17 protein-coding genes are annotated in these 22,088 nt (G+C 53.1%); 9 read left to right on the top strand and 8 right to left on the bottom strand.

The window, feature by feature from the left end; genetic code table 11:
- The first annotated feature begins 54 nt into the window (after nucleotides 1-54).
- Genes J0L72_03455 through J0L72_03445 form a run of 3 tightly spaced genes read left to right on the top strand, consistent with a single transcriptional unit; the run spans nucleotide 55 to nucleotide 2,454 of the window.
- The gene (locus J0L72_03455; protein MBN8689832.1) at nucleotides 55-1,392 is read left to right on the top strand and encodes a dihydroorotase; all 1,338 of its coding nucleotides are present in this window, start codon (nucleotides 55-57) and stop codon (nucleotides 1,390-1,392) included.
- Nucleotides 1,393-1,395: 3 nt separating this feature from the next.
- A complete protein-coding gene (locus tag J0L72_03450; GenBank protein MBN8689831.1) occupies nucleotides 1,396-1,830 on the top strand; it encodes a hypothetical protein in 435 nt (144 codons plus the stop codon).
- Between the two features lie 18 nt (nucleotides 1,831-1,848).
- On the top strand, nucleotides 1,849-2,454 hold the full coding sequence (locus J0L72_03445) for a 2,3-bisphosphoglycerate-dependent phosphoglycerate mutase (protein MBN8689830.1): 606 nt from the start codon (nucleotides 1,849-1,851) through the stop codon (nucleotides 2,452-2,454).
- On the opposite strand, the gene crtI is transcribed toward J0L72_03445, so the two are convergent.
- The 3 genes from crtI to J0L72_03430 all read right to left on the bottom strand — a co-directional run bounded on the left by crtI (nucleotide 2,451) and on the right by J0L72_03430 (nucleotide 8,953).
- Entirely contained in the window at nucleotides 2,451-3,902 is a 1,452-nt protein-coding gene (gene crtI / locus J0L72_03440; GenBank protein ID MBN8689829.1) for a phytoene desaturase, read from the bottom strand. The genes J0L72_03445 and crtI overlap by 4 nt on opposite strands.
- An 8-nt stretch (nucleotides 3,903-3,910) precedes the next feature.
- Entirely contained in the window at nucleotides 3,911-4,078 is a 168-nt protein-coding gene (locus J0L72_03435; GenBank protein MBN8689828.1) for a hypothetical protein, read from the bottom strand.
- Between the two features lie 96 nt (nucleotides 4,079-4,174).
- Nucleotides 4,175-8,953, bottom strand: a complete 4,779-nt coding sequence (locus tag J0L72_03430) for a hypothetical protein (protein MBN8689827.1) — start codon at nucleotides 8,951-8,953, stop codon at nucleotides 4,175-4,177.
- Between the two features lie 246 nt (nucleotides 8,954-9,199).
- Here J0L72_03430 and J0L72_03425 point away from each other — a divergent pair, with 246 nt between their 5' ends.
- Nucleotides 9,200-9,769, top strand: a complete 570-nt coding sequence (locus J0L72_03425; protein ID MBN8689826.1) for a PilZ domain-containing protein — start codon at nucleotides 9,200-9,202, stop codon at nucleotides 9,767-9,769.
- On the opposite strand, the gene J0L72_03420 is transcribed toward J0L72_03425, so the two are convergent.
- Both J0L72_03420 and J0L72_03415 read right to left on the bottom strand, forming a co-directional pair.
- Entirely contained in the window at nucleotides 9,766-10,404 is a 639-nt protein-coding gene (locus J0L72_03420) for an N-acetylmuramoyl-L-alanine amidase (GenBank protein MBN8689825.1), read from the bottom strand. The genes J0L72_03425 and J0L72_03420 overlap by 4 nt on opposite strands.
- Nucleotides 10,405-10,413: 9 nt before the next feature.
- Nucleotides 10,414-11,439 carry a glycosyltransferase family 9 protein gene (locus J0L72_03415; protein MBN8689824.1) on the bottom strand — a complete coding sequence of 342 codons (1,026 nt, stop codon included), beginning with the start codon at nucleotides 11,437-11,439 and terminating at the stop codon, nucleotides 10,414-10,416.
- Between the two features lie 59 nt (nucleotides 11,440-11,498).
- Here J0L72_03415 and J0L72_03410 point away from each other — a divergent pair, with 59 nt between their 5' ends.
- The 5 genes from J0L72_03410 to ychF are packed head-to-tail and all read left to right on the top strand — an operon-like array spanning nucleotide 11,499 to nucleotide 17,365.
- The gene (locus tag J0L72_03410) at nucleotides 11,499-12,671 is read left to right on the top strand and encodes an MFS transporter (GenBank protein ID MBN8689823.1); all 1,173 of its coding nucleotides are present in this window, start codon (nucleotides 11,499-11,501) and stop codon (nucleotides 12,669-12,671) included.
- Nucleotides 12,668-13,546: a hypothetical protein gene (locus J0L72_03405; protein MBN8689822.1), complete on the top strand. Its 879-nt coding sequence runs from the start codon at nucleotides 12,668-12,670 to the stop codon at nucleotides 13,544-13,546. Before J0L72_03410 ends, J0L72_03405 begins: the two co-directional genes overlap by 4 nt.
- Entirely contained in the window at nucleotides 13,543-14,358 is an 816-nt protein-coding gene (locus tag J0L72_03400; protein ID MBN8689821.1) for an N-acetylmuramic acid 6-phosphate etherase, read from the top strand. The genes J0L72_03405 and J0L72_03400 overlap by 4 nt, the downstream gene beginning before the upstream one ends.
- A 2-nt stretch (nucleotides 14,359-14,360) precedes the next feature.
- On the top strand, nucleotides 14,361-16,226 hold the full coding sequence (locus J0L72_03395) for a hypothetical protein (GenBank protein MBN8689820.1): 1,866 nt from the start codon (nucleotides 14,361-14,363) through the stop codon (nucleotides 16,224-16,226).
- 47 nt (nucleotides 16,227-16,273) lie between these two features.
- On the top strand, nucleotides 16,274-17,365 hold the full coding sequence (gene ychF / locus J0L72_03390; protein MBN8689819.1) for a redox-regulated ATPase YchF: 1,092 nt from the start codon (nucleotides 16,274-16,276) through the stop codon (nucleotides 17,363-17,365).
- A 45-nt stretch (nucleotides 17,366-17,410) separates the two neighbouring features.
- On the opposite strand, the gene J0L72_03385 is transcribed toward ychF, so the two are convergent.
- From J0L72_03385 to ccsA, 3 genes are all read right to left on the bottom strand, one after another.
- Nucleotides 17,411-19,180, bottom strand: coding sequence for a cytochrome b/b6 domain-containing protein (locus J0L72_03385; GenBank protein ID MBN8689818.1), 1,770 nt, complete (start codon nucleotides 19,178-19,180; stop codon nucleotides 17,411-17,413).
- Nucleotides 19,181-19,279: 99 nt separating this feature from the next.
- Nucleotides 19,280-19,603, bottom strand: coding sequence for a hypothetical protein (locus tag J0L72_03380; protein ID MBN8689817.1), 324 nt, complete (start codon nucleotides 19,601-19,603; stop codon nucleotides 19,280-19,282).
- A gap of 15 nt (nucleotides 19,604-19,618) precedes the next feature.
- A complete protein-coding gene (ccsA, locus tag J0L72_03375; GenBank protein MBN8689816.1) occupies nucleotides 19,619-22,033 on the bottom strand; it encodes a cytochrome c biogenesis protein CcsA in 2,415 nt (804 codons plus the stop codon).
- Nucleotides 22,034-22,088 lie beyond the last annotated feature (55 nt).

Genomic DNA, 22,088 nt, shown 5'->3' with positions numbered 1-22,088 from the left:
CCAGGACCCTTAGTCCCAAAAATTCCCACGAGATTTGCGGGTAAACCTCGTTTCATGCGTTTTGACTTGCGGATTCTAGGCGGCACGGTGGTGTCGAGTGCGGGCCAATCGATCATGGATGTCGGAGTGCGAAACGGCTCGATCATCGCTCTCGGCGATCTCTCTTTGGACACTAGCGACCAGACCATCGACGCGGCCGGCAACCTCATATTGCCGGGTGGAATCGACACGCAGGTTCACTTCCGCGAACCTGGTCCAACGCACAAAGAAGATATCGAATCTGGGTCGCGCGGCGCGATATTAGGCGGCATCACGACATTCTTAGAGATGCCGAATACGGACCCAACGACGACCACCGCGGAAGCTCTTCAAGCGAAAGTGGATTCCGCGCTGGCGACGTCTTGGGCAGATTTTGGGTTCTTTGTCGGTGCCTCAACGAGCAATATCGACGAGCTCGCCCAACTCGAAATGTTGCCCGGAACTCCCGGCGTGAAGATTTTCATGGGTTCATCGACGGGCACCTTACTCGTTGACGATCCGGACGATCTCAGGAGAGTTTTTGAGAACACTAAACGCCGAACGCCACTTCATTCAGAGGACGAGGCGCGGCTTCGTGCACGCAAGTCGCTAATCAGTAACGCACCGCACCCGCGCGAGCATCCCTTCTTGCGCGATGCTGAAGCCGCTGTGATCAGCACAAAACTCGCGATTGATCTGAGCGAGAAAACGGGTCATCCAATCCACATTTTGCATGTTTCGACAGGGGACGAGATTCGGTTGATTGCCGACGCCAAAGCACGCGCGCTCGGCACAACCTGCGAAGTGACCCCGCAACACCTGTTCTTCTGTGCAGAAGATTACGAGCGGCTCGGCACCCGGCTCCAAATGAATCCCCCGATACGATCCGCAGAACATCGAGATAGGCTTTGGGAGGCTCTAAATGCGGGGATATTCGATGTGTTTGGAAGCGATCATGCCCCCCACACGCTGGAAGAAAAGGCAAAGCCGTATCCCGAATCGCCGAGCGGAATACCGGGCGTCCAGACAATCTTGCTGATCCTATTAGAATTTGTGTCACAAGGCAGATTGACCCTTGAGAAGCTCGTCAAAATGCTCTGCGAAAACCCTTGCGCCCTCTACGGAATCGAAAGGAAGGGGTATATCCGAGAACGCAGTGATGCCGATTTGGTCATTGTCGATCCGAAGTCGGAATGGACCATCACCGATAACTGGATTCAGTCGAAGTGCGGCTGGACCCCCTATGATGGCGTTCACGCCCACAACAAGATCGAACACGTCTTCCTTCGTGGGCAGCACGTGGTGAGCGACGGAAAGCTGATGGATCGCCCGGCAGCCAAAGCCGTGACTTACAGTTGGAAAGGTACCCTTTAGGGAATGACCCGACAGGAACTTGTCCAGCTCTTCAACTACGATCTATGGGCAAACCGGCTCTGGCTCGCCGCGATCCCAAACCTTCCCTTCTCTGCGGAGGCGATTGAAATCATGGATCACGTTTTTCGAGCGCAAAGAATCTGGTTGGAGCGTTGCCTGAACGAACAAGAGATCGCTGTTGATGCCTCGAAGCACGATGCCCTGGCAGAAGACTTGAACGCGAAATGGATCGATTTAGTGACCATCGGCGATCCAGAAGCATTTGTTAGCTATGAGCGGTCGGGCGAAGTGCATTTTCAAACCCTCGAGCAGATTGCGCAGCATGTGATCAATCATGGGACTTATCACCGAGGACATCTGCGAGGACTTTGCCAGGCCGCAAACACGGCCGATTTCCCAGAAACGGACTACATTCTCTTCTGCCGCGAATCCGCTTGATTTAGGTAAATTGAAGCCATGCCAACTCTCGTTCTCGTCCGTCACGGTCAATCCTTGTGGAATCTGCAAAACCGCTTTACGGGTTGGGTGGATGTGCCGCTGACCTCTCAAGGCGAATCAGAAGCGAGGGCCGCCGGACAGAAGCTTAAGGGCATGCCGTTTGACGTCGCTTACACGAGTGCGCTTACACGGGCACAGCGCACCTTGGCTCTGATTCTGGAAGAGATGGGCAACCCAATCCCCATCATCCGCGACGAAGCGCTGAATGAGCGACACTACGGCGACTTGCAAGGGATGAACAAGGATGACATGCGGGAGATGTACGGCGAAGATCAAGTCCACATTTGGCGCCGAAGTTATGACATTCCGCCACCAAACGGCGAGGCACTCAAGAACACGGCAGAGCGAACTATCCCGTTCTACAATCGGTGCATCTTTGGCGACTTAAAGCAAGGTCGAAATGTCCTCGTGGTCGCTCACGGGAATAGCAACCGGTCCATCGTCATGGCGCTTGAAAAGCTGGATGGCGATTCGATTATGAAAGTCGAGCTCGCGACCGGAATCCCATTGGTATACGATGTCAGCTTGACCGGCGAAGTCATCAACAAAAAGATCCTGGACTAAACGGCGGCCTTGGCCGCCAATTCGGCAGCGAATTTTCCGCTGAGGGTGACCATAGGCATTCCAGCTCCAGGCTGGACTGATCCTCCTGCGTAAAAAAGGTTCTTGACCTTTTCATCGCGGCATCGTTGCGGCATAAACCCCCAGAGCCTCTGAGCCTCATCTGGGCCATAAAGCGATCCACGATAGTTCCCATCCCGCTCTTCAAAGGTTATCGGGGTTTGGACCCTGGTGACTTCAATTTCGGTTGGATCAACGATGATTCCGTACTTCGCTAGTTCAGTGATCAGATGCTCCACCGCAGTGGACTCCGTTGCCTTCCAATCCAAATGCGGCTCAATTGCGGGAACGGTGAACACCGCAAAGAGGTTTGAGCAGCCTTCTGGTGCCGTAGATGGGTCGTGGTTGCTGGTTTCGTTGATGTAAACAATGGGTGGATTGGGAATCTGCTTCTGGGAATAGAGCTGTTCAAATCCTTGTTCAAATCCATTCGGGATGAAAAGGTTGTGGATCTTAAGATCGGGATATTTGCGCCTAACTCCCAGGTGCACGGTGAAATAGCTATAGCTGGGTTTCGGACTGAGTTGATCGCCTAGCATCCGGCGCGTGATAGTTCGGTCCATATTGCTGATGACTACACCGGCTTCATGCGATCCGTTCTCGGTTTGAATTCGAGAAATCCGCTTATCGAATTGCATGATTGAAGTGACCTTTTGGCCGAATTCAAACTCCACTCCTAAGTCCGATGCTAGGTTGAATAGAGCTGTTGGGATCGCCGATATCCCACCACGGGGCCAGAAAACGCCTTCACGGACCATGAAGTAAGGAATCATGAACGCGCCAGGCGACGGGCTGTGATAGCTCTGCCCAGAGTAGCTAGGAAAGCCGTAAAAGAACGCTCGCAACAGCGGTGATTGAAACAGCCGATCGATTTCGGACTTTGCAGATTTTCGGACGCTGACGACTTTGGCGAACTTCATCAAGCCGGGATGAATCATGTCCCAGGGTTGGTTTATCGGTCTGCCAAAGATTGCATCCTCGACGCCAGGAACGACCGACTCTAGCCCTTGCATCAGCCGCCAGAAGTTCTCGTAGTCTTCTGGCGCGATCTCTTTGAGCGTGGCAAAGAGTTGAGACTCGTCAGCGCTTAGGTCGATCGGTTGCGCTTTGCCTTCTTGGTAGATCGTAGTAAAAGGATCGAGGCGGTCGAATTGGAGATAGTCCTCCATTCGCTTACCAGCACTCTTGAAGACTTCTTCGTAAATCCTCGTCAGGATGACGATGCTTGGGCCAGGATCGAACTTGTAGCCGCCAACAAGAATCTGGGCAGCTTTGCCTCCTGCCTTTGAACGCTGTTCAATGACTTTGACATCGAACCCGCGCAATCTGAGATGAATTGCGGCAGAAAGACCTCCAATGCCTGCGCCGAGAACCAAAGCATCTCGTGGCATCTTGGGAGTTAGTTGAGAATGGGCTGCAGATTCTCTTCGAGCGCGTCAAGTCGCTCGGTAATCGAGTCTTCTAAAGACTCCAAGCTGATCTGGTTATCGTCAACCAGACGCTTTATTGCCAGCGCGCCTACAGCTCCTGCGAGAACGCCTACCAGGAATATTCCTAATCGGTCCATGTGAATTCGTTTTACCTCATCTGAGACGCTTCAATATACGCACATCGGCCCTGGCAGGTTGCCAGGGCCGATGTGATTTTTATCCGTAAGTTCAGGTTACGGATGCGTTGTAATGGTCAGCAACGCCGTGTAGCTTTGAGCTCTTGCCGGCAAGGTTGCTGTCATCGTCACCGAGATGTTTCGAGTGACTTGCAACGTGTTGATTGTGAACGTTCCTTCGGTCTGACCAGCAGGAATCACGATGGACGAAACGTGTGTGACGAACAACGGATTGTTATTCGTGATGTTCACGAGCGTTCCACCGGCAGGTGCTGGTTGGTTCAGGACGATTCGGCCTGTCGATGAGGTGCCCCATGGCACAACATTCGGCGTTAACGTGAAGCTCGAGACTCCAGGAGGCAGCAACCGGATGGTAGCTGTTCGCGAAGAGCTGAAGAGCGACGCGGTGAGCGTGACATCATCAATCGCCGCAACCACTTGTGAAGTGATTGGGAAGGTGATCGATGTTTGACCAGCAGGAACTGTAATCGATGCAGGCATCGACAAGTTCGAGCTAGTGTCCGACAGGTTGAACGTGAGATCAATCGGCGCGGCCGCTGCCAACGCGATGGTCCCAGTTGCGTTTTGTCCGCCCGTCATGATGGTTGGCGACACGCTGAACGTGAAGCTCACCACTAGCGGGTTGATTGTCAGGTTGGCCGAAGCAACGGCGTAGCCTGGCTTGTTTGTAGTAACCGTGAGGATCTGTGGCGAAGCGACTGGCTTCGTTTGGATCTGGAAGTTACCTGCGGTTGCTCCCGGAGGCACCACGACCACGTCTGTGGCGAGTGGGTCATTAGGATCACCGTTGATGATGTCGCCTGCACCAGGATTGCTATTGGTCAGCGGGATTCGCAGACCGGTCAATCCGGCAGGTCGAGTCAGGTTCACCTGACCATTGACGATTCCACCAGCTGTGATTGTTGTTGGGTTAAGAACAACGTTCACGATTTGTGTATTGTCAACGAACAGGGTATCGGTCGCTGTCGATCCGTTCAGCAGAGCGGTGATGACAACCGACGAGTTTGTAGACACAAAGTTCGTTTGGATCGAGAACTCGACCTCATCATCACCTTGTGGGATTTGTACCGTCGCCGGGATCGTCACCGAAGTGGTGCCAGTCTGGCTGAGCGATACGATTGTGTTTGGACCAGCGAGACCTTGGATTCGGATGAATCCGGTGGTCACTTCTCCGCCGCTCACGCGGTCTGGAGCGATCGTCAACGATTCGACAATCGGTGGCAACAGCTGCAATGGCTGAGTGACACCGACACCACCGATGGTGGCTGTGATGTTGACGTCGGTCACCACATCGACTCCTGCGGTTGGAATACCGAAGGTGATCGAAGTTTGACCTGCTGGGATAGTGAGGTTTGTTGGCAAGGTCACCAAGGTGCTGTCAGCGTCCATGGTCACCGGAATTCCGCCTGCAGGTGCTGCCTGCGAAATGGTGATTGTGGCGTTGACGATTTCTCCACCAGGGATAGCGTTGGTACCCAACGTGAACGATTCCATCCAAGGACGAACGTTCAACCTTGCAGTCTTCGCGTCACCGTCGAGTTCGGCTCGGATATCGACGCTGGTTGGAGCAGCGACCAACTTGGTGGCTACTGTAACCGGAGTCGTGAACGAAACCGATCCTTGTGGGATGGTGATTCGAAGGTTAGTAGGACCGTTCTCGGTGTTAAACCGTGCAACGGTTGGGTTGCTCAATCGGAGGGTGACTGTTGCACCACCGTTTGGAGCTGGCGATCGCAACGTGACTTGCACGAGTGCGGTCGATCCAAGACCACCGGCCACATCTTGTGGAGTGACGGTGATCGTGTCAAGAATCGGCTGAATCAGCTTGAACTTGACGAGATATCCATCGTAACCGTCAGCCGAGAACTTGAATGCAAGTGGGCTTAGGAACGCGTTTGGAAGTCCCCATGGAGCAGTTGGGAGGCGGGTCAGTAATTCTCCGCCACCGACCCACGCTGCACCAGCACGGTCGCAAACGACCGTATTGACCCATTCCGCCGAATCTTCAGATCCCATCAACGTGCTGAACAGAAGTCCAGTTGCGGTTGGGTTGAGAACGGTCAAGAATGCATCTTGAGTGCCAGCTCCGAGAGTTGTATCCAGTGCTGCGATCTGCCCAGTGATGAACGGTGCAGCTGGAGTCAAGGTCATTGGGATCGTCGTTTCGGTTTGACCGCGGACGCATGATCCACCAACGTAGATGTTTTGGCGTTGATCCACCGCGATAGCGTACGGATCAAGGTAGTTGTCAAAACGAGTTGGTGCTGGCGGTGCGCCGACCACTTCGTTAACCGTTGGCTGATAGACAACGCGGGCCTTCAAACCAGTGCTGAACACGATTTGCGTACCGGAAGAGTTGATCTTCGTGACGACAACCTTGTTCTGTGGAGTTTGGTCGAACGCGCTGAGAGTACGAGGATAGTTGAACGAACGAGTTCGAGCAACCATGTAGATATTGCCGAGGCTATCGAGCGCAATCTGATCCGCACGATCTTCGTTACTTCCACCAATCACACCAGAGAACATGGTTGTTCCATCTGGGTTCAATTTGCGCAAGAACGCGTCACGCGATCGAAGCAAGTTGCTGTTCGCCCATCCACCAGTAGTGGTGGCAAACACGGTGCTCGTTGGGCCAAGCGTAGCGTTTCCAAAACCGGTTGGGGTTTGAACTTCCACTTCGCCGGTGAGAATGATCGATCCATCTGAATCCATCAGTCCGTGGTGAACCTGGGTAAAGGCGCTACCACCAACATAGCCGGACTTCGCTTGGTTGATTTGGATACCGCTGCCGCTCGTGTAGGTCAAGGTCATGTAATAACCTCGACTTGCATTTGCTGGCGGGGCTGCCGTAATGTCGCCCATCGTTTGCGCGTTACCGCACAGCAAGATTTCGACCGGACCCGACGAGGTTGTGGTCGGGCGGACCGAGAATCCGGAAATGCTGCGATCGTAGAACGCGTTGTACTCAGCTGGCAATGTCGCAACACCGCTGAACGTTCGGAAATTGGCCGGAACCAAACCGAAAGCATCCTTGGTGAAGCGAATAACGACCGCTGCATCGGCAGCACCTGCACTAGCAGCGAGTTGATAGTTACTCGTTGTCAACAAGGTGTTGTCGACGGTCATTGGGGCACGGACTTCCGGTGCGGCGGCTGCCGTGATGAAGTCAACTTGGAATCGGCCCGTAGGCAATGTCGTCGGAGTTACTGGGTTAGCAACAACGCTTGATCGTGGTGGCGACAAGAATCCAGGCAGTCCGCGAAGGGCGTTCTGAATGTTTGTTGCCGTCGCGTTGAAAACGATGTTTCCAGTTGTTCCCACGCCTTGCACAGTCAGCTTGAACGTACCGCCAGTTGGAGTGAAGCCCCAGTTAGTCGTGTCAGCATCAATGAACTGAGTCGACGCGTTGGTAGTAGGCAAAACTCGGTAAGGAGCGGCTTGATTCTGAACTGTCAGAGCAGTTGCGTTAGGATCGAATGCTCGGATTCGGATGTTCGTGCCAGGCAGAGGACCACCGGTGACAACAAAGCCGCCCGAAGGAATAGTAGTTAGTGCGTTCAGAGCGGTTTGCACATCATTCGCAGTTGCGTTGAATGGCAAAGTCACAACTTGGCTGGCATAGGTCAGCCGGAACGAACCGCTCGTTGGAGCAGGGTTGCCAGCTTGCAGCCGAAGAACTTGATCGATACCGCCGTTGAACGCAGGATTCTGCGTGGCAACTGCGAGCCAGACGTTACCGTACTGGTCGACTTGAACGAACCGACCCTTATCATTGGTTGCGCCACCGACGAAGGCGACGTAAATTACGTCGTAGTCGTCACCTTCAAACGCAGCAACAAAGGCTTCTGTTTGAACTGGTGTGACACCATATGGGCCAGCAGTGATTGGGAAATCGATGTTGGTTGTGAAACCGGTGAAATAAGCACGAGTCGCATTGTCCGACGCAACATGCCAAACCTCATCGAGAGATGGGACGTTGTCTGGATCGCTGGAAGTGCTTCCACCGAAGTGAGTTCCGTAAACCACAGGATCGATGACCAGCGGACGAGTGCGGTCGAAATCTGCAACAACCAAATTGAGGCGATAGCCACCCTTGGTTTCTGTGACTTCAAACTTCGAAGCCACTTGAGTTCGATTCGCGCCTTCGCCTTGATAGGCCAAGAGCTCGTTTTGGTGGAGCCAACCGGAATTGGTGAGAATTCCAACGTGGCCATCCTCGAACACTTGAACATCGTTTGCACCAACGATATCGAACGCGATCTGTGTCGCCTTCGAACCAGGATTAACGATCAAGTCGTAGCGTGGCTTTCCGTCCTGCTTGTAGTATCGGGCATCGACGCCTGGAAGAATGTTGGAAACCAGTGTCTCGTCGTACGAGTGGATTCCGGTGTGGGTCGGTCGACCGATTCCCACAAAATCAATCTTCGTATCGATCGGATTTGAGCCAGAAGCTTCGACCTTGCCTTTTGCGCCAACGAGATCAAATCGGACGACTTGACCTTCGCGGAACATTTGGCGCGGACGCGCACCGCTCTCTTCCTTCAGAAACGAAGCTTGTTCCTTTCCGTCGGTGATCTTGAAACTATCAAGAACAAAGCCAGTTCGGGTGACCCAAAAGTCGAGTCCGCCGGACTGGGTGACAAAGAGGGCCTGATTATTCCATTGACCCTTGTTCTCCAGGTAGTTGCCGCGAACCTGCGCCATAGCATCCTTGGTCGGATTTGTTGACGGTCCAGTCAACTTATCGACAAAGGAACTAGCGCTAGCCGGCGACACCAAGCCGAGAGCCCAAAGGAAGGCCCCTAAAAATAGCATCAATCGTGATAGACGATTCACTCGTTCAACCTCTCTTATTTACGCAGTATAGCGATTGGCACTACGTGCCGATGCACGATACCCATTTTTAGACGGGATTGCTGGCTCAATTGATCATACTTTTTTGATTCAGCGAGTCTTTGCCCCCAATTCTTGCTAGTTTCGGCATATCTTCAATTCAGAGCGCTGGATTTTTGGGATGCTGTGCCGATAATGAAAATCGGATTCGAATAAAGTCCTTCACCTATGAAACCGTTCATTAGCACGCGAGCAAGGTTAGTCCGAAAGTCATCGGGAGACCAATTCTATGGTTGGGTCACCGACGGCCCAGAGTCGCGGCTCGTGCTGAAACTGGATCATTACGACGAATTCATGGCCGGAGAGCCATTCGAGATTTTTCTGTCGAGCGTTAAGGCTTCAAGTTCAATCGAGTCAACCTATGTCGGGCTTGTCGACGGTCATTGCTATTTCACGGTGCCATCGCTGGTCCGAATGGACCCGCCACTTCCTCAAGCACGCCGCCGCTCGATGCTCCCGATGGGCACAATCATTACAGACTCGGGCGAATCGCACGAAGTCGAAATCGTCGATATCGCGCCACAAGGCATCGGAATCGAATCACCAATTTCATTCGAAACTGGAGACAAGGTTCGGTTTGCAGTCAAAACCGAAATGGGTCCGATTGAGATCAAAACCGAAGTCGTCTACAGCCGGTTTGGGCAGGGCGAGGACAGCGAAAAGTGCCGTGTGGGCCTCCAATTCGCTGCTCTCGGTCGCATTGATCAAGCGCGCTGGTCTCAGCTCCTCGCGAGTTAGCGCTTTACCCAGGGCTCGTACCGCGTGACCGTCTGGTCAGTTCGACCGTAAATCAACGGAATTTGAAGCTGTTCGCTGAGGTTATACAGGCTCGACCAGGGATAGTTGATCGGATCATTTTTTCGACCTGGTGGCACCGCGATGTACTCGTGGCTAGAAATCTGTTTGATTTGCCCCCGATATTTGGTGCGGCACAGATAACCAACAAGGTTTCTAACGGCTTTGACTTGATCGGCAGGATAATCGTGCTTGCCGTCGCCAACGTTCACGATTTCAATTCCGATCGAAAAGTTGTTGACATTCTCTCGCCCTAAGGAATCCTTGCTCGCACCTGCGTGCCACGCTCGGTAGAACGTGTTAACCATTTGGATAATAGAGCCATCTGGTCCAACGACGTAGTGGGAACTGACCTTGCTCTCTGGGTTCAAAAACCAATCAACGCAGCTGGCAGTCGTCGGTCCGGCGGTGTGGTGCAAGATCACCGTGTCGACAAGCGCATCAATCGGCCTCGGATTAAAGTGCATCGACTCGATGAACTCAACTTTGTTAAACCCAAAGGAATACTTCGGTTTGTCTTGTGCGCCTGAAAAGGCGATCATACTGGCGAAAACGACGCCGAATGCGATGCGTTGCATGCCTACACTTTATCCCAAAATCTTTCGGACTGCGAGTTCGACTTCGGCTTCGTCGATAGCCGCAACCAAAGAATCATCGCCCGGAGTCAGAACGGTGATGCCGTCGCGCGGAGGACACCAGAGCCGGTGAATCCCGTGGCGGAATAATCCAACAATCGGAGTATCTGTCCCTGCCGCAAGGTGCATGATTCCGTTATCAATCGAGAGCACCATTCGGGCTTGCCCGAGCGCTCCGACAACCTGCGGCAACGTGAACGCGCCCCTGAAATCCTGAACGATCCCAGCATTCACAAGATCATCTTCCGTGTCGGCTATGTTCCAGAACTCAGCTTGTTTCGCCTTCGGCGCGCCAATTAACCCGATGGTTAAACCGCTCGCCTTTAGCTTCGATAGGAGTGAAATCCATTTCTCGTGCGCCCAGAGCTTCTCTGGCAGACTCGCAGCGGTGGCAATCAAAACGTCTGGCACCGAAACTTTAGGGTCTGCTACTGGAAGACGGTAATTGGGCACGTCGCCGTCTAGATAGGCTAGTCGGCAGAATATCTCGCCGATAAATCCCGACTTCAAAAACGGATACCGGCTAGTGACTTCCTCTGAGAGCCACTCTTGATCCGCCCAGAGTGCACCGCGATCGTCTGACGGCCAGGCTAAGTCTCCGCGACCACCATTTCCGATACACGGACCACAGACGGCGGTTCCGAGCCCACAGAGCATTCCTGTGACTGATTTTGCAAATCCGGTCCATTCCACATTGACGACCAAGTCGTAGTCCCGATCTTCAGTTTGCTCGGCGATAACCTTTGCAGTTTGGTTGGGTTGAGCTCCGTGCGCCGGATGAGCAAAATCAATGAGGTCCGAGGCTTCCACCAATTCCCAGGTCCGCGTGCCACCGTAGTAATCCAGCGTGCAGGGCGAGAACTTTTCCCGGAGCATTTGCATCAAGGGGGTGCCCACCACGAAGTTTCCGATCGCATCGTTCGCCACCACGGCAATGCGGGGACGGTCAGGTAAAGATTCGCCTTGATATCGTTTCATGGGAAAACAAGCCAAAGTGGCACCACGAGTTTAGCACCGCTCGGTATATGATAGAGGCGATGTCGGACCGCAAACCCCTGCCGACCCAAGTCCGTCTGATGGGATGGATAAGCTTCTGGGCGGACGTTTGCAGCGAGATGGTCTACGTCGTGACGCCGATTTTCATGACGCAAGTTCTGAAGATTCCCCCCTCTATCGTTGGCAACATTGAGGGGATTGCAGAAGCGATCGTCAAATTCACAACTGGCGCGGGTGGAATCTGGAGTGATCGCATCCAGAAGCGCGTGCCCTTCGTACGTTCAGGCTATTTTTTGAGTGCTTTTGGCAAGCCCATCATGGCTTTTGCGACTGGTTGGCCGGTCATGCTTTTGGCACGTGGTTTGGACCGAACAGGAAAGGGTCTTAGAACAGCGGCAAGAGATGCGCTCATCACTGAATCTGTTGACCCGGAACATCGCGGGCATGCTTTTGGGTGGCACCGTAGCCTAGATACATGGGGCGCGGTTGCCGGGATCGCGGTATCGTTCGTCTTCATTCGGCTGCTGCCTGGCGAATACCGAACCCTGTTTTTGGTCGCGGCTTTGCCTGGCCTCATCGCGGTCGCGCTGTCGTTTCGGTTGAAAGACCAACCTGTAGAGACTCAAACCAAGACCAAATTGCAGTTCGATTTCAAGTCAGTCGGACGGAAATTTTGGTGGGGACTGGGGCTACTGGGACTGTTTGCCCTGGCGAACTCATCAGATGCGTTTTTGCTCGTTCATGCGAAGAGTCTTGGTTACTCAGACGACCAGTTGATCGGGTTGTATGCTCTGCACAATATCGTCTTTGCGTTGAGCTCTGCCCCGGCGGGCAAGCTCAGCGACAAAATCGGTCGGTGGGGCGTTCTGGCTGCGAGTTGGACTCTGTTTGCCATAGCTTATGCTGGGATGGCTTCCCTTCCGGCGGCTTGGATTGTGCTTGCATTTGCCGTGTACGGACTTCACGTCGGGATTTTTCGAGGGGTCAGTACGGCCCTCATTGCTGACCTTGCTCCTGCAAACGCGAGAGGCTCTGCGCTTGGGATTTTTGCCCTCGCCCAAGGGGTTCTGACGATTTTTGCCAACTTGATTACCGGCGTTCTGTACGACACCCGTGGAGCCTCCACCGCATTTCTCACCTGTGCTGGTATCGTCATGTTTGCCGTGATTTTGATTCCGCTTGAAGCAAGGATTACAAAAGGGAGCGCCGTTTGATCGTTGTCGGGCTGGATTGCGGTGGTTCGAGCACCAGAGCCGAAGCCATTCTGCTGGACGGAACAGTGGCCTTTGAAGGCACCGGCGGTTCGTCTAACTGGGCTTCGACGCCCCGAGATCAGCTGAAAGAGAGCCTTGCATCGGCCCTTGCAGGGGTTCCAAATTTTGAATCTGGCGTCTGCGCGATGGCGGGCATTTTGACCGAATCGGATGCGTACGCTGCGAAGGCGATTTTCACGGAACTTGGGTACGAGAACTTTGAAGTGGTTCCAGATTTCCATGCTTCACTACGCGCTTGCAATTCGGAAGATGCTGTCTGCGTGATCTCAGGGACAGGTTCGATCATCAGCAGTTTTTATGAAGGATCGGTTGTCAAATCCGGTGGGGGTGGCCCGCTGCTCGGAGATTGTGGAAGCGGCTTCTATTGCGGACGGCTCGCAATTCAGAAACTGCTTGAACCTGGATGTCCCGTGCAGTTTGTCGAGGTGATTCAGCCGATTCTGGATGAAGAGTTCGGAACCTCGGCCGTCAACGACGTTTTGGCGGAGATTTATCGGTCAAGGCAAGCGCCGGCCCCAAAGATCGCACGGGTTGGGAGCAAGATTGCCGCGTTAGCAACCGACAATGAAATGTGTCACGAAATCGTGATTGCGAACGTGGAATTACTCGTAACCCAAGTGAAGAACCATATTCTTTGTTATCCCCCGATTAACCAATTGGTTAAAGTTTTTCGCGCGGGTGGGTTCTGGGCATCAAGTCCGGTCGTACGCGAACATTTCGAGGTTCAATTAGGACTGGAAACAGCAGAAATACCGTTATCTCCCGTCCGCGGAGCATCGTTGTTGGCCATTAACCGAATTGAAAAGCAAGTATGAGCACTGAAAACAGAAATCCTCGATCCTATGGATTGGACCGGATGACTCCTCGAGAAATGGTCAGGTTGATGAACGAGGAAGAACTCGTCGTCATCAAATCGCTTCAAGGAGCCGAAGAAGCCATCGCCATCGCTGCAGAGCGAGCCGCCCACGCCTACAATTCCGGCGGGCGAGTGATCTATGTCGGTGCCGGTACTTCAGGGCGTATCGCCAAGATGGACGCAGCAGAAATGCCACCCACTTTCGGTATCGACGCATCCTGTTTTGTGGCACTTCACGCAGGCGGCGAAGCGGCTGTCGGTCAAGCCGTTGAAGACGCAGAAGACGACGCCCACGCACCAATCGATGATCTCAACAATTTGGCTCTAACTCGAAACGACGTCGTCTTTGGAATCGCGGCTTCTGGCCGGACGCCGTACGTCATTGGTGCGATCCGGCATGCACGGCAAAAAGGTCTTTGGACTTGCGCGATCGTCAATAACCGAAACGCTCCGCTGATTGAAGAAGCAGAGCATTCGATCGTTTTGGAAACTGGCCCAGAAGTTCTGACCGGAAGCACCCGATTGAAGGCGGGAACAGCGCAAAAGCTTGTTCTTAATCGTATCAGCACGATCGCAATGGTGCTGAGTGGCAAGGTCATCGAGAACCTGATGGTCGATGTCAAAGCGAAGAACGTGAAGCTTAAGGAACGTTGCGTCCGGATTGTGCGCGAGCTTTCTAACCTCACAGAAGACGAGGCAAGAGAGAGTTTGGAGCGGAACAATTGGAGCGTCCGCGCAGTGTTATCCGAAGCTAGTGCGATTAGTGGCTGAGTATGTGGCGAAGGCTATCGATTCTTGCTTGCAGCTCGGTGCTGATTTGCGGTTGTAACAAGTCATCCGCCCCAACGAGCGAGTCGACCGATTCCCGATCTGCCGCCGCCGATCCATGGGTGCTGAGCGAGACCAACCCAAAGGATCCGACTCCAGCCGTACTTTGGAACGGACAGGTTGGAATTAGGCTCAGTCGATCTGCCGCGCCTTTCGATTCCGAAGGCAATTCGCTTGAAGCGTTTTCCATCACGAACTACGAGTCTGGTGGCGAGGAACGTATTTTGCCGCTCAAGAACTGGTATTCGACGCGTACTACCCAGCCGCCATTTGATCCTGAGAAGATCGAGAACTATCAACAAACTCTCGACATGCGCACGGGAATCCTAGAAACTCGGTGGGCGATCGCGGATAAAGATCGTCACATGCTAGTGATCCGGGAGTCGATCATCGATCCAGCCGGGCCGCCTATCTGGGCAGAGCGTTGGACGACCAAGGTTGCCACCACCGCAGACTTGAACCGAACTGATGACGCTTTGACCAAAGACCAGTTCGAGACTTCCCAATACATTCCGGCGAACTTTGACAACGGTAATCCGCCGGCGGACGATTTTAAGGACCTCGCCAAACGCGCCAAGACTTATTGGGACGGTTTCTGGGAAACCGATATCGAGATTGACGGCCCAGTGGAAGACCAACAAGCGATTCGCTCGTTCCTGTTTTACTTGCGCTCATCGATTCACCCGGACAACGAAATGGCGATTTCGCCAATGGGGCTGAGCAGCACTTACTATTTTGGGCACGTCTTTTGGGACGCAGATGTTTGGGTCTTCCCTGCTCTCATGCTGTTGGATCCGGATCGCGCGGCAACGATTCCGCTCTATCGGATCAACAAAAAGGAAGCGGCGCGGCGAAACTATTTGAACTGGGTTGCCGCAGGTCGACCGGTGGGCAACGGCAAGAAGCTCGGCAATTCTCCAGCAGATCCGAAAGCGATCATGTACCCGTGGGAATCGAGCGTGACTGGGCTCGAAACTGTCCCGGGGCCAAGCCGATTCCAACATCACATTTCCGCAACTGTCGTCCACGGATTGCAACTGGCAAGCGCGCTCGGTTTGGTGGATATCAAGGATTCGAACGAGATCGGCCGCGCGGTGGCCCATTTTTACGCTGATCGAGTCACAGGCACATCGCTGAATCACACGATGTCACCGGATGAGAACTTCACCGGCGACAATGACCTCTACACCAATTGTGTGGTCAATCAGGTTTTCAAGCGGTATTTGCCGTCTCAACCGATGCTCAAGATGCCGCGTGACGAGAAAGGCAACCTGATCAATTACGAAGGTGACCGCGGCAAGGGATATAAGCAAGCTGCGGGAGTCCTGGCGATCTACCCGCTTCAAGATGAGGTTGCCACTCAATCTGCCAGCGACATGATGTCGAGGTTTGCTAACAAGACCATTCCAAATGGGCCTGCGATGACAGACAGCGTCAACGCGACGATCTACTCCCGCCTTCAACAACCTGACCTTGCCTATGCGGAGTGGAAGAAGTCCTGGAAGGATTTTACAAAGCAGCCGCTATTGCTGTTTAGCGAGAAGCGAAAGCGATCTCTGACGTACTTTACGACTGGCGCGGGGGGATGCTTACAGACTGTGCTCTACGGCTTCGCAGGCATTCGGATCGACGAAGAACCGGTTTCCGGCGCAAACTGGACCAAAGAGCTGAAAAACGGCTATTGGCTATCGTGCAAGCCGAATCTACCGAAGGCCTGGAAAAGCATGAACATCAAGGGCATCGTCGTGCTCGGCAAGAAATACGACCTCAAGATTTCGAACACGGACGTCTTTGTTTCGGAAGTCAATTAGCCCCGCGCGGTACAATAGCCCGTCCCCAAAAGGTTCGTTTAAAGGCTATGTTACGCGCAGGAATCGTCGGTTTGCCCAATGTTGGAAAGTCCACTCTGTTTAATGCAGTGGTGGCAAATTCGAAGGCTCAGGCCGCTAACTTCCCTTTCTGCACGATCGAGCCGAATGTCGGCATGGTCAGCGTCCCTGATTCTCGGCTAGAAGTTCTCGCCAAGATTTCCGGTTCGGAGACCATTCTTCCGGCACGGCTGGAGTTGGTGGACATTGCCGGATTGGTGAAGGGTGCCAGCAAAGGCGAAGGACTTGGCAATCAGTTTCTGGCCAACATTCGAGAAGTGGATGCCATCATCCATGTCGTTCGCTGCTTTGACAACGACGATATCATTCACGTCAACGGCTCGGTTGATCCTCTTCGCGATATCGAAGTGATCAATCTCGAACTGATTTATTCGGACATCGCCCAAATCGAACGGCGAATTGAACGCGCCCGCAAAGACGCTCGGATGAAGAAGGAAGCCCAAGTCGAAGTTGATGCGCTGGAGAAGATCATCCCGGTCCTGGACGAAGGCAAACCAGCGCGATCAGTCACCCTCACAGAAGACGAAGCGGCGGCCATCGCGCCTCTCGGATTGCTCAGCGGAAAGCCGATCATCTACGCCACCAACGTGAGCGAGGATGACCTTGCGAAAGGCAATGCTTGGGTTGACTCCGTCAAAGCCCTCGCCAGCAAGGAAGGCGCCGAAGTTGTCGTCATCTCCGCTCAGGTTGAATCCGAACTGATCGAGCTACCTGAAGAAGATCGCTCTGAATTTTTGAAATGTCTAGGAGTCGAAGATGGCGGCCTTCAGGAACTGGTCAAGGCGACCTATCACTTGCTCGGCCTCCAGACCTATCTGACAACAGGCCCTAAAGAAACCCGAGCATGGACAATCAAGCAAGGTATGACCGCGCCTCAAGCCGCTGGCGTGATTCACTCCGATTTTGAGCGTGGATTTATTCGAGCCGAAACAGTCTCCTTTAACGACCTTGTGGCCAGTGGCAATATGCAAGCTGCCAAGGAGAAGGGGCTCGTACGAAGTGAAGGCAAAGAGTACATCGTCCAAGAGGGCGATGTGATGCTCTTCAGATTTAACGTCTAACATACAAGAATCCCCGCCGAAATCGGCGGGGATTCTTGTGTCTGATTACTCCTCTGGGAGTTCTCCGCTTTCGACAATGCGCTTGTATTCGAGCGGATGTTCGCGTTGCATATCCTTCTCTCCTACTTCACCTGTGATGAAAACAGGATTCATCGGGAAGTGATGAGGGTTGAAGTGTGTGTTGTAGAAGTGCCACGTCGCGATGGTTAGGAACGCCAGAACCGCTTCGTCGCTATGGGCAATGAAGGCGATCGGGAGCCCGATACTTGGTAGGAACTGGCTGTAGAAAACTGGGTACCACAGAATCAATCCCGAGAACACCATGATCGGCATACCCCAGTAGACGGCGAAGTAGTCGAACTTCTCACGGAACTGGAATCGGTCGAATTCAGGTTCTTCTGGTGCCATTCCAAGGTGGTACTTCACTGTTCCGACCACGTCTGAGAAGTCCTTCTTTCGGGGCCACATCGTCCACGAATCCATCGAGAATCCAGCTTTCTTCCATCGGACGAGGAGTTCAATTGTGTGATAGATCCAAGCGATGATCAGAATGACCGCTGATACTCGGTGGACGAGGCGCATCACATCCATTCCACCCAGAGCCAGATATGCCCCTCGCATCACATCGTTGTTTGGATAGCGGATTGGCATTCCGGTAAGCACCAGCAGGATGAAAGTGATCATCAAGGTCAGGTGCTGGAGCCGTTGCGAAACGGTAAACCGCTGGAATCTTCGTTCGACTGGAAGGTCAATGTCGCGCTTGGGCTTTGAGGCGACATGGAACGCGCCAGATGCTGCACCCATGATGACTGCAGCGGCCGTGGTGTACAAGCCGTATGGCTGCTTCAGCACTGCTAGGATGATCGAGAGAACGAGGAAGAAGAACGCGGCAGCCACCGTAAACGCCACCGGACGAGTAACCGCGATCGGCTTCTTGCTGAACAGCGCGGCCTTCATGTCGAACGCAACGCCCATCAAGAGGAATCCAATCACACCAAACGTGAGAATCTTGAAGAACCACTCGATGGCTGAAAGAAGTGGATTGTCTTTGATCGTGATGTGTAGATGGCTAAATCCTGATTGGGCAAAGCTTGCAGTTGCCCCTGGGTGACAACCCGCTTGTCCGCAGGTCTTGGCCACGTTGGCGTCGTTGGTGGACGACTTGGGATTCGTTGCGGCCATCACCGAGTGGTTGGTGTGACAGTCGGTACAGATCGCCGTCTTAGAGTTCTCAAACTTCAAAAATGCTTTACCGTGGAAGCTGGCTTCATAACTGCTCACTGCTTCGGGATCAACGCCGTGGCGGGTCATGATCGCCTTATCGTTGTGGCATAGCGAGCACTTTTCGACTCTTGCCTTCTTTGTTAGCGTATTGCTCGGCTGAATCGCATGCGGATCGGTACCGGCAGTGTGGCAGGAGATGCAAGTTGGAACTTCGGTATCTGTCGCCGCTTTTTGGCCGTGGGCCGAGCTATTGAATGCCTCAACGACATCGGGATGACAGTTTTCGCAGGCGACCTTCGACTTCTTCATCTCGGTCGTATGCGGTGCATCCGCGGTGAATTCGGCGTGACAGTCCGTACAATCGTTTGACGCGTGGGGCGAGCCTTGAAGAGCCGCCATGTGGACACCAGGGGCACCTTCATTTGCCGGGTCGTGGCAACCGAGACATGTTTGATTCGCTTCGGAAACTGGAACGGCCTCCTCTGCCGGAGGCTCTTGCGCTTGGGCAAAAGCGAAGAAAAATGGTGTGATCGCGATCAGGAGTGGAAGGATGCCGAGGAGGAGCTTTCTCGTAGGTCTGATTTTGATCATAAAAGGTGAAATTTGGGATAGATTCTGGGGCTTTGACGGTTTGGGTTCCAGAGTCACAGTGCCCAGAAGCGTAGCTGTGACTCTGGAATATGTATTCGGTTAGTCTTTCTTGCCAGGCATTTTATCGGCCTTGATCTCGTCGATGTTCTTGCGACCATCGCCATCCGAGTCCTTGCCTTCAACGCTCTTCAACATTGCACTTGTGAGCTTCTTACTGCCGTTCAATGCTGCCTTCAAGTCGGTGCCGTATGGGTTCAGCGCGCCACCAGTTGTCTTAGCGTGGCAGACGGCGCACTTGGCTTTTCCAAGATTCGAGTCAGCCTTGACATTGTAAGTGTCATTGAACACTTTGCCCATCGTGCCGAGTGCGAGAGCCATCGCGCCCAAACCGAGAAGAAGAGAGATAGATGTGATTCTTTTCATTTTTGTTGATGTTCCTTAGTGAATGGGTGCAAGTTTTTTCGTTCCCTTGCGATTCTCATCAGAGCCTTGTTCAGGCTCTAAACTGTCGTCTGAAGTAGCCTTTGGTGCGCGGCGATAGAGCGCGGACATGAATCCACCGAGCGCCATGATTGCCGTGCCCAACCAAACGAAAATCGTGAGTGGCTTGTGATAGATCTCGACCGGATAGATCGGGCTAGCCAAGTTGAACTGGAGTGTTGCCGAGTTATTGGCAGCATTCATCGAAACCAGTGAGACCTTGATTGACTTGTCCAAGTTCGCATCGTGGTGAACCGGTCCAGAAGAATCTAAGCTGAGCTCAAGTTTCGGCGTAATCGTGTAGGTCTTGGTGCCGTCGTTGACCCGTAGCTCTGCTCCGAACTTGGTGCCGCCCATCCCAGCTTCACCTTCCCTCTTCATCCCGAGGTAGGTGATCGTGAACTGATCCACTGTCTTAGAATCGCCAACTTTGAACTCGATCGGCGTGGTTCCTTCCGATTGAGGTGGGTTCAAGGTGAAGTAAAAGTCGTAGTACGGGTGGCGCTTTATATCAGGCCAGATCATCGGATTTTCAGTACCGTCTTGTCCCTTAACATAGTACAGGCCAGGTGCAATGCTGAAGAGTGGTTTTTCACCTTTATGTGCATCAAAGATATCAAAGATGACCTTGTTGTTGCGGTCATATTTATTGGATGTCATTCCACGGTACTTAATGGCATAAGTGAAGGCTTGACCTGGATGTCCATCCATCACCATCGCTGTTAAGTGTCGTTCAAAACCTCTCGAAATGATCAGACCAACCATCAATACCGCAAGTCCTATATGAGAGACGAACGGCCCCCAAGCAAGTTTCTTTGCTTTTCGCACCTCGAATAGTCGCCAGGTGTTGCCAACAATGACCAACAAGCACATGGCGGTCAGGAAGAGAACCCAGCCCAATCCCTTCACGCTTAAACCGGCAGGAAAACTTACAACTCTTTGCAGCTCAGCGACCTTCGAAAATGGGCTGACAACCATTACAAGCATTGCAGTTCCTGTAATGCCGATCGTGATACACATTATCGTGTAGAACTTCTTGAAAATCTCTGTCATTGGCACCGACTTCCAAGAGACGAAAGGTGTGATTGCCAGCAGGTACATGATCGGCACAAAGAGCCAGGGCACAACCATGTGATATTGGTGCTCTTCGACCACCTTTGTCTTTTGTCCGGAGAGAGCCATGAAAAGTGGCACGCTCATTCCGATCCCTGTCGCAAGGCCAAGGCCAAGGAGAAAAATGATGCCGTAGCGGTAGAAATTCTCACGACTGGTACCACTTACCTTTGGAGTTTCGGCTGGCTTTTTATCACGATCCTTAATGAAGCGCGCGATCAAAAGTCCAAAGAACCCAAGGCAGGTTACGCCGAGGATGCTCATCATAATCTTGAGAGCCGATCGGTCCATTTCAGCGAAGCTATGGACGCTGGTCTCGCTAAGGATTCCTGAGCGAGTGAGATAGGTTCCGTAAACAAACGCAAGGAACGGCAAACCACCGAGCAGGATATTAGTGAATTGCCACTTCTTGCGTGCCGACTGAACGAGCACTCCGTGAACGAAAGCCGCCATGAAACACCAAGGCACAAAGCTGACGTTTTCAACCGGATCCCACATCCAGAATCCACCCCAACCCAGGGTTTCGTATGCCCAGAATCCGCCCATGCAGAGCCCAAGTCCGACCAAGGTCAACGAGATAATCGCCCACGGTCGCACGATCGGAATCCAGTTTGTATAGCTGCGCCGGATTAGTGCCGCAACGGCTAATGCAAATACGGCGGTAAGCGAGCCAAATCCAAGGAAGATCACCGGCGGATGGATGGTGACCCAGTAGTTTTGTAGAGATGGTGCAAGCCCAACGCCATCGGCAGGATTGGCGATTGTCTTCCCGTCGATGAGGTTCAAATTGAACGGAGATTCGTAAGCGAGGATGCCGGTGAGCGCAGCGAGAAACAGTCCATAGACCTGCAGAAACGGCTTCTTAAACTCGCCAGCATTCCTCGCGACGAGAACTCCAAAAAGTCCGGCGCAAAGCGCCCACAGAAGGAATGATCCTTCTTGTCCGGACCAGATTCCAGCGACTTGATATGGCCAGGAATTGGACTTATCGGCGTGAGACCAGACGTACTCGAACTCAAACTGATTGTTGACGAAGAGCGTGCCTAAGATCGCGAAAATTGAGCAGAGTCCGGCGACGCCTGCATTGAAAAACGATGCGCCAATTTTTGACGCCAATGTCGATGTCTTTAGAAACGTTAGAGATGCAAAGGAAACGATGAAGAGCAAACACGTTATGACCACCAAGAACTTGCCAAATTCCCCGAGCTGTAATGCCCAGGCTGGCGCGGGAGTTGGAAGTAAAGTCATGGAATTGTTCATTCAGGAATCCTCTTACTCATTAGTTCTACATTGGGCCGGCGGTTTCCTTCTAAAA

It is taken from the genome of Armatimonadota bacterium (assembly GCA_017303935.1).
Lineage (GTDB): Bacteria > Armatimonadota > Fimbriimonadia > Fimbriimonadales > Fimbriimonadaceae > JAFLBD01.
Note: the sequence above shows the minus strand (reverse complement) of the source record. Positions and strands in the feature narration are given on the sequence as shown.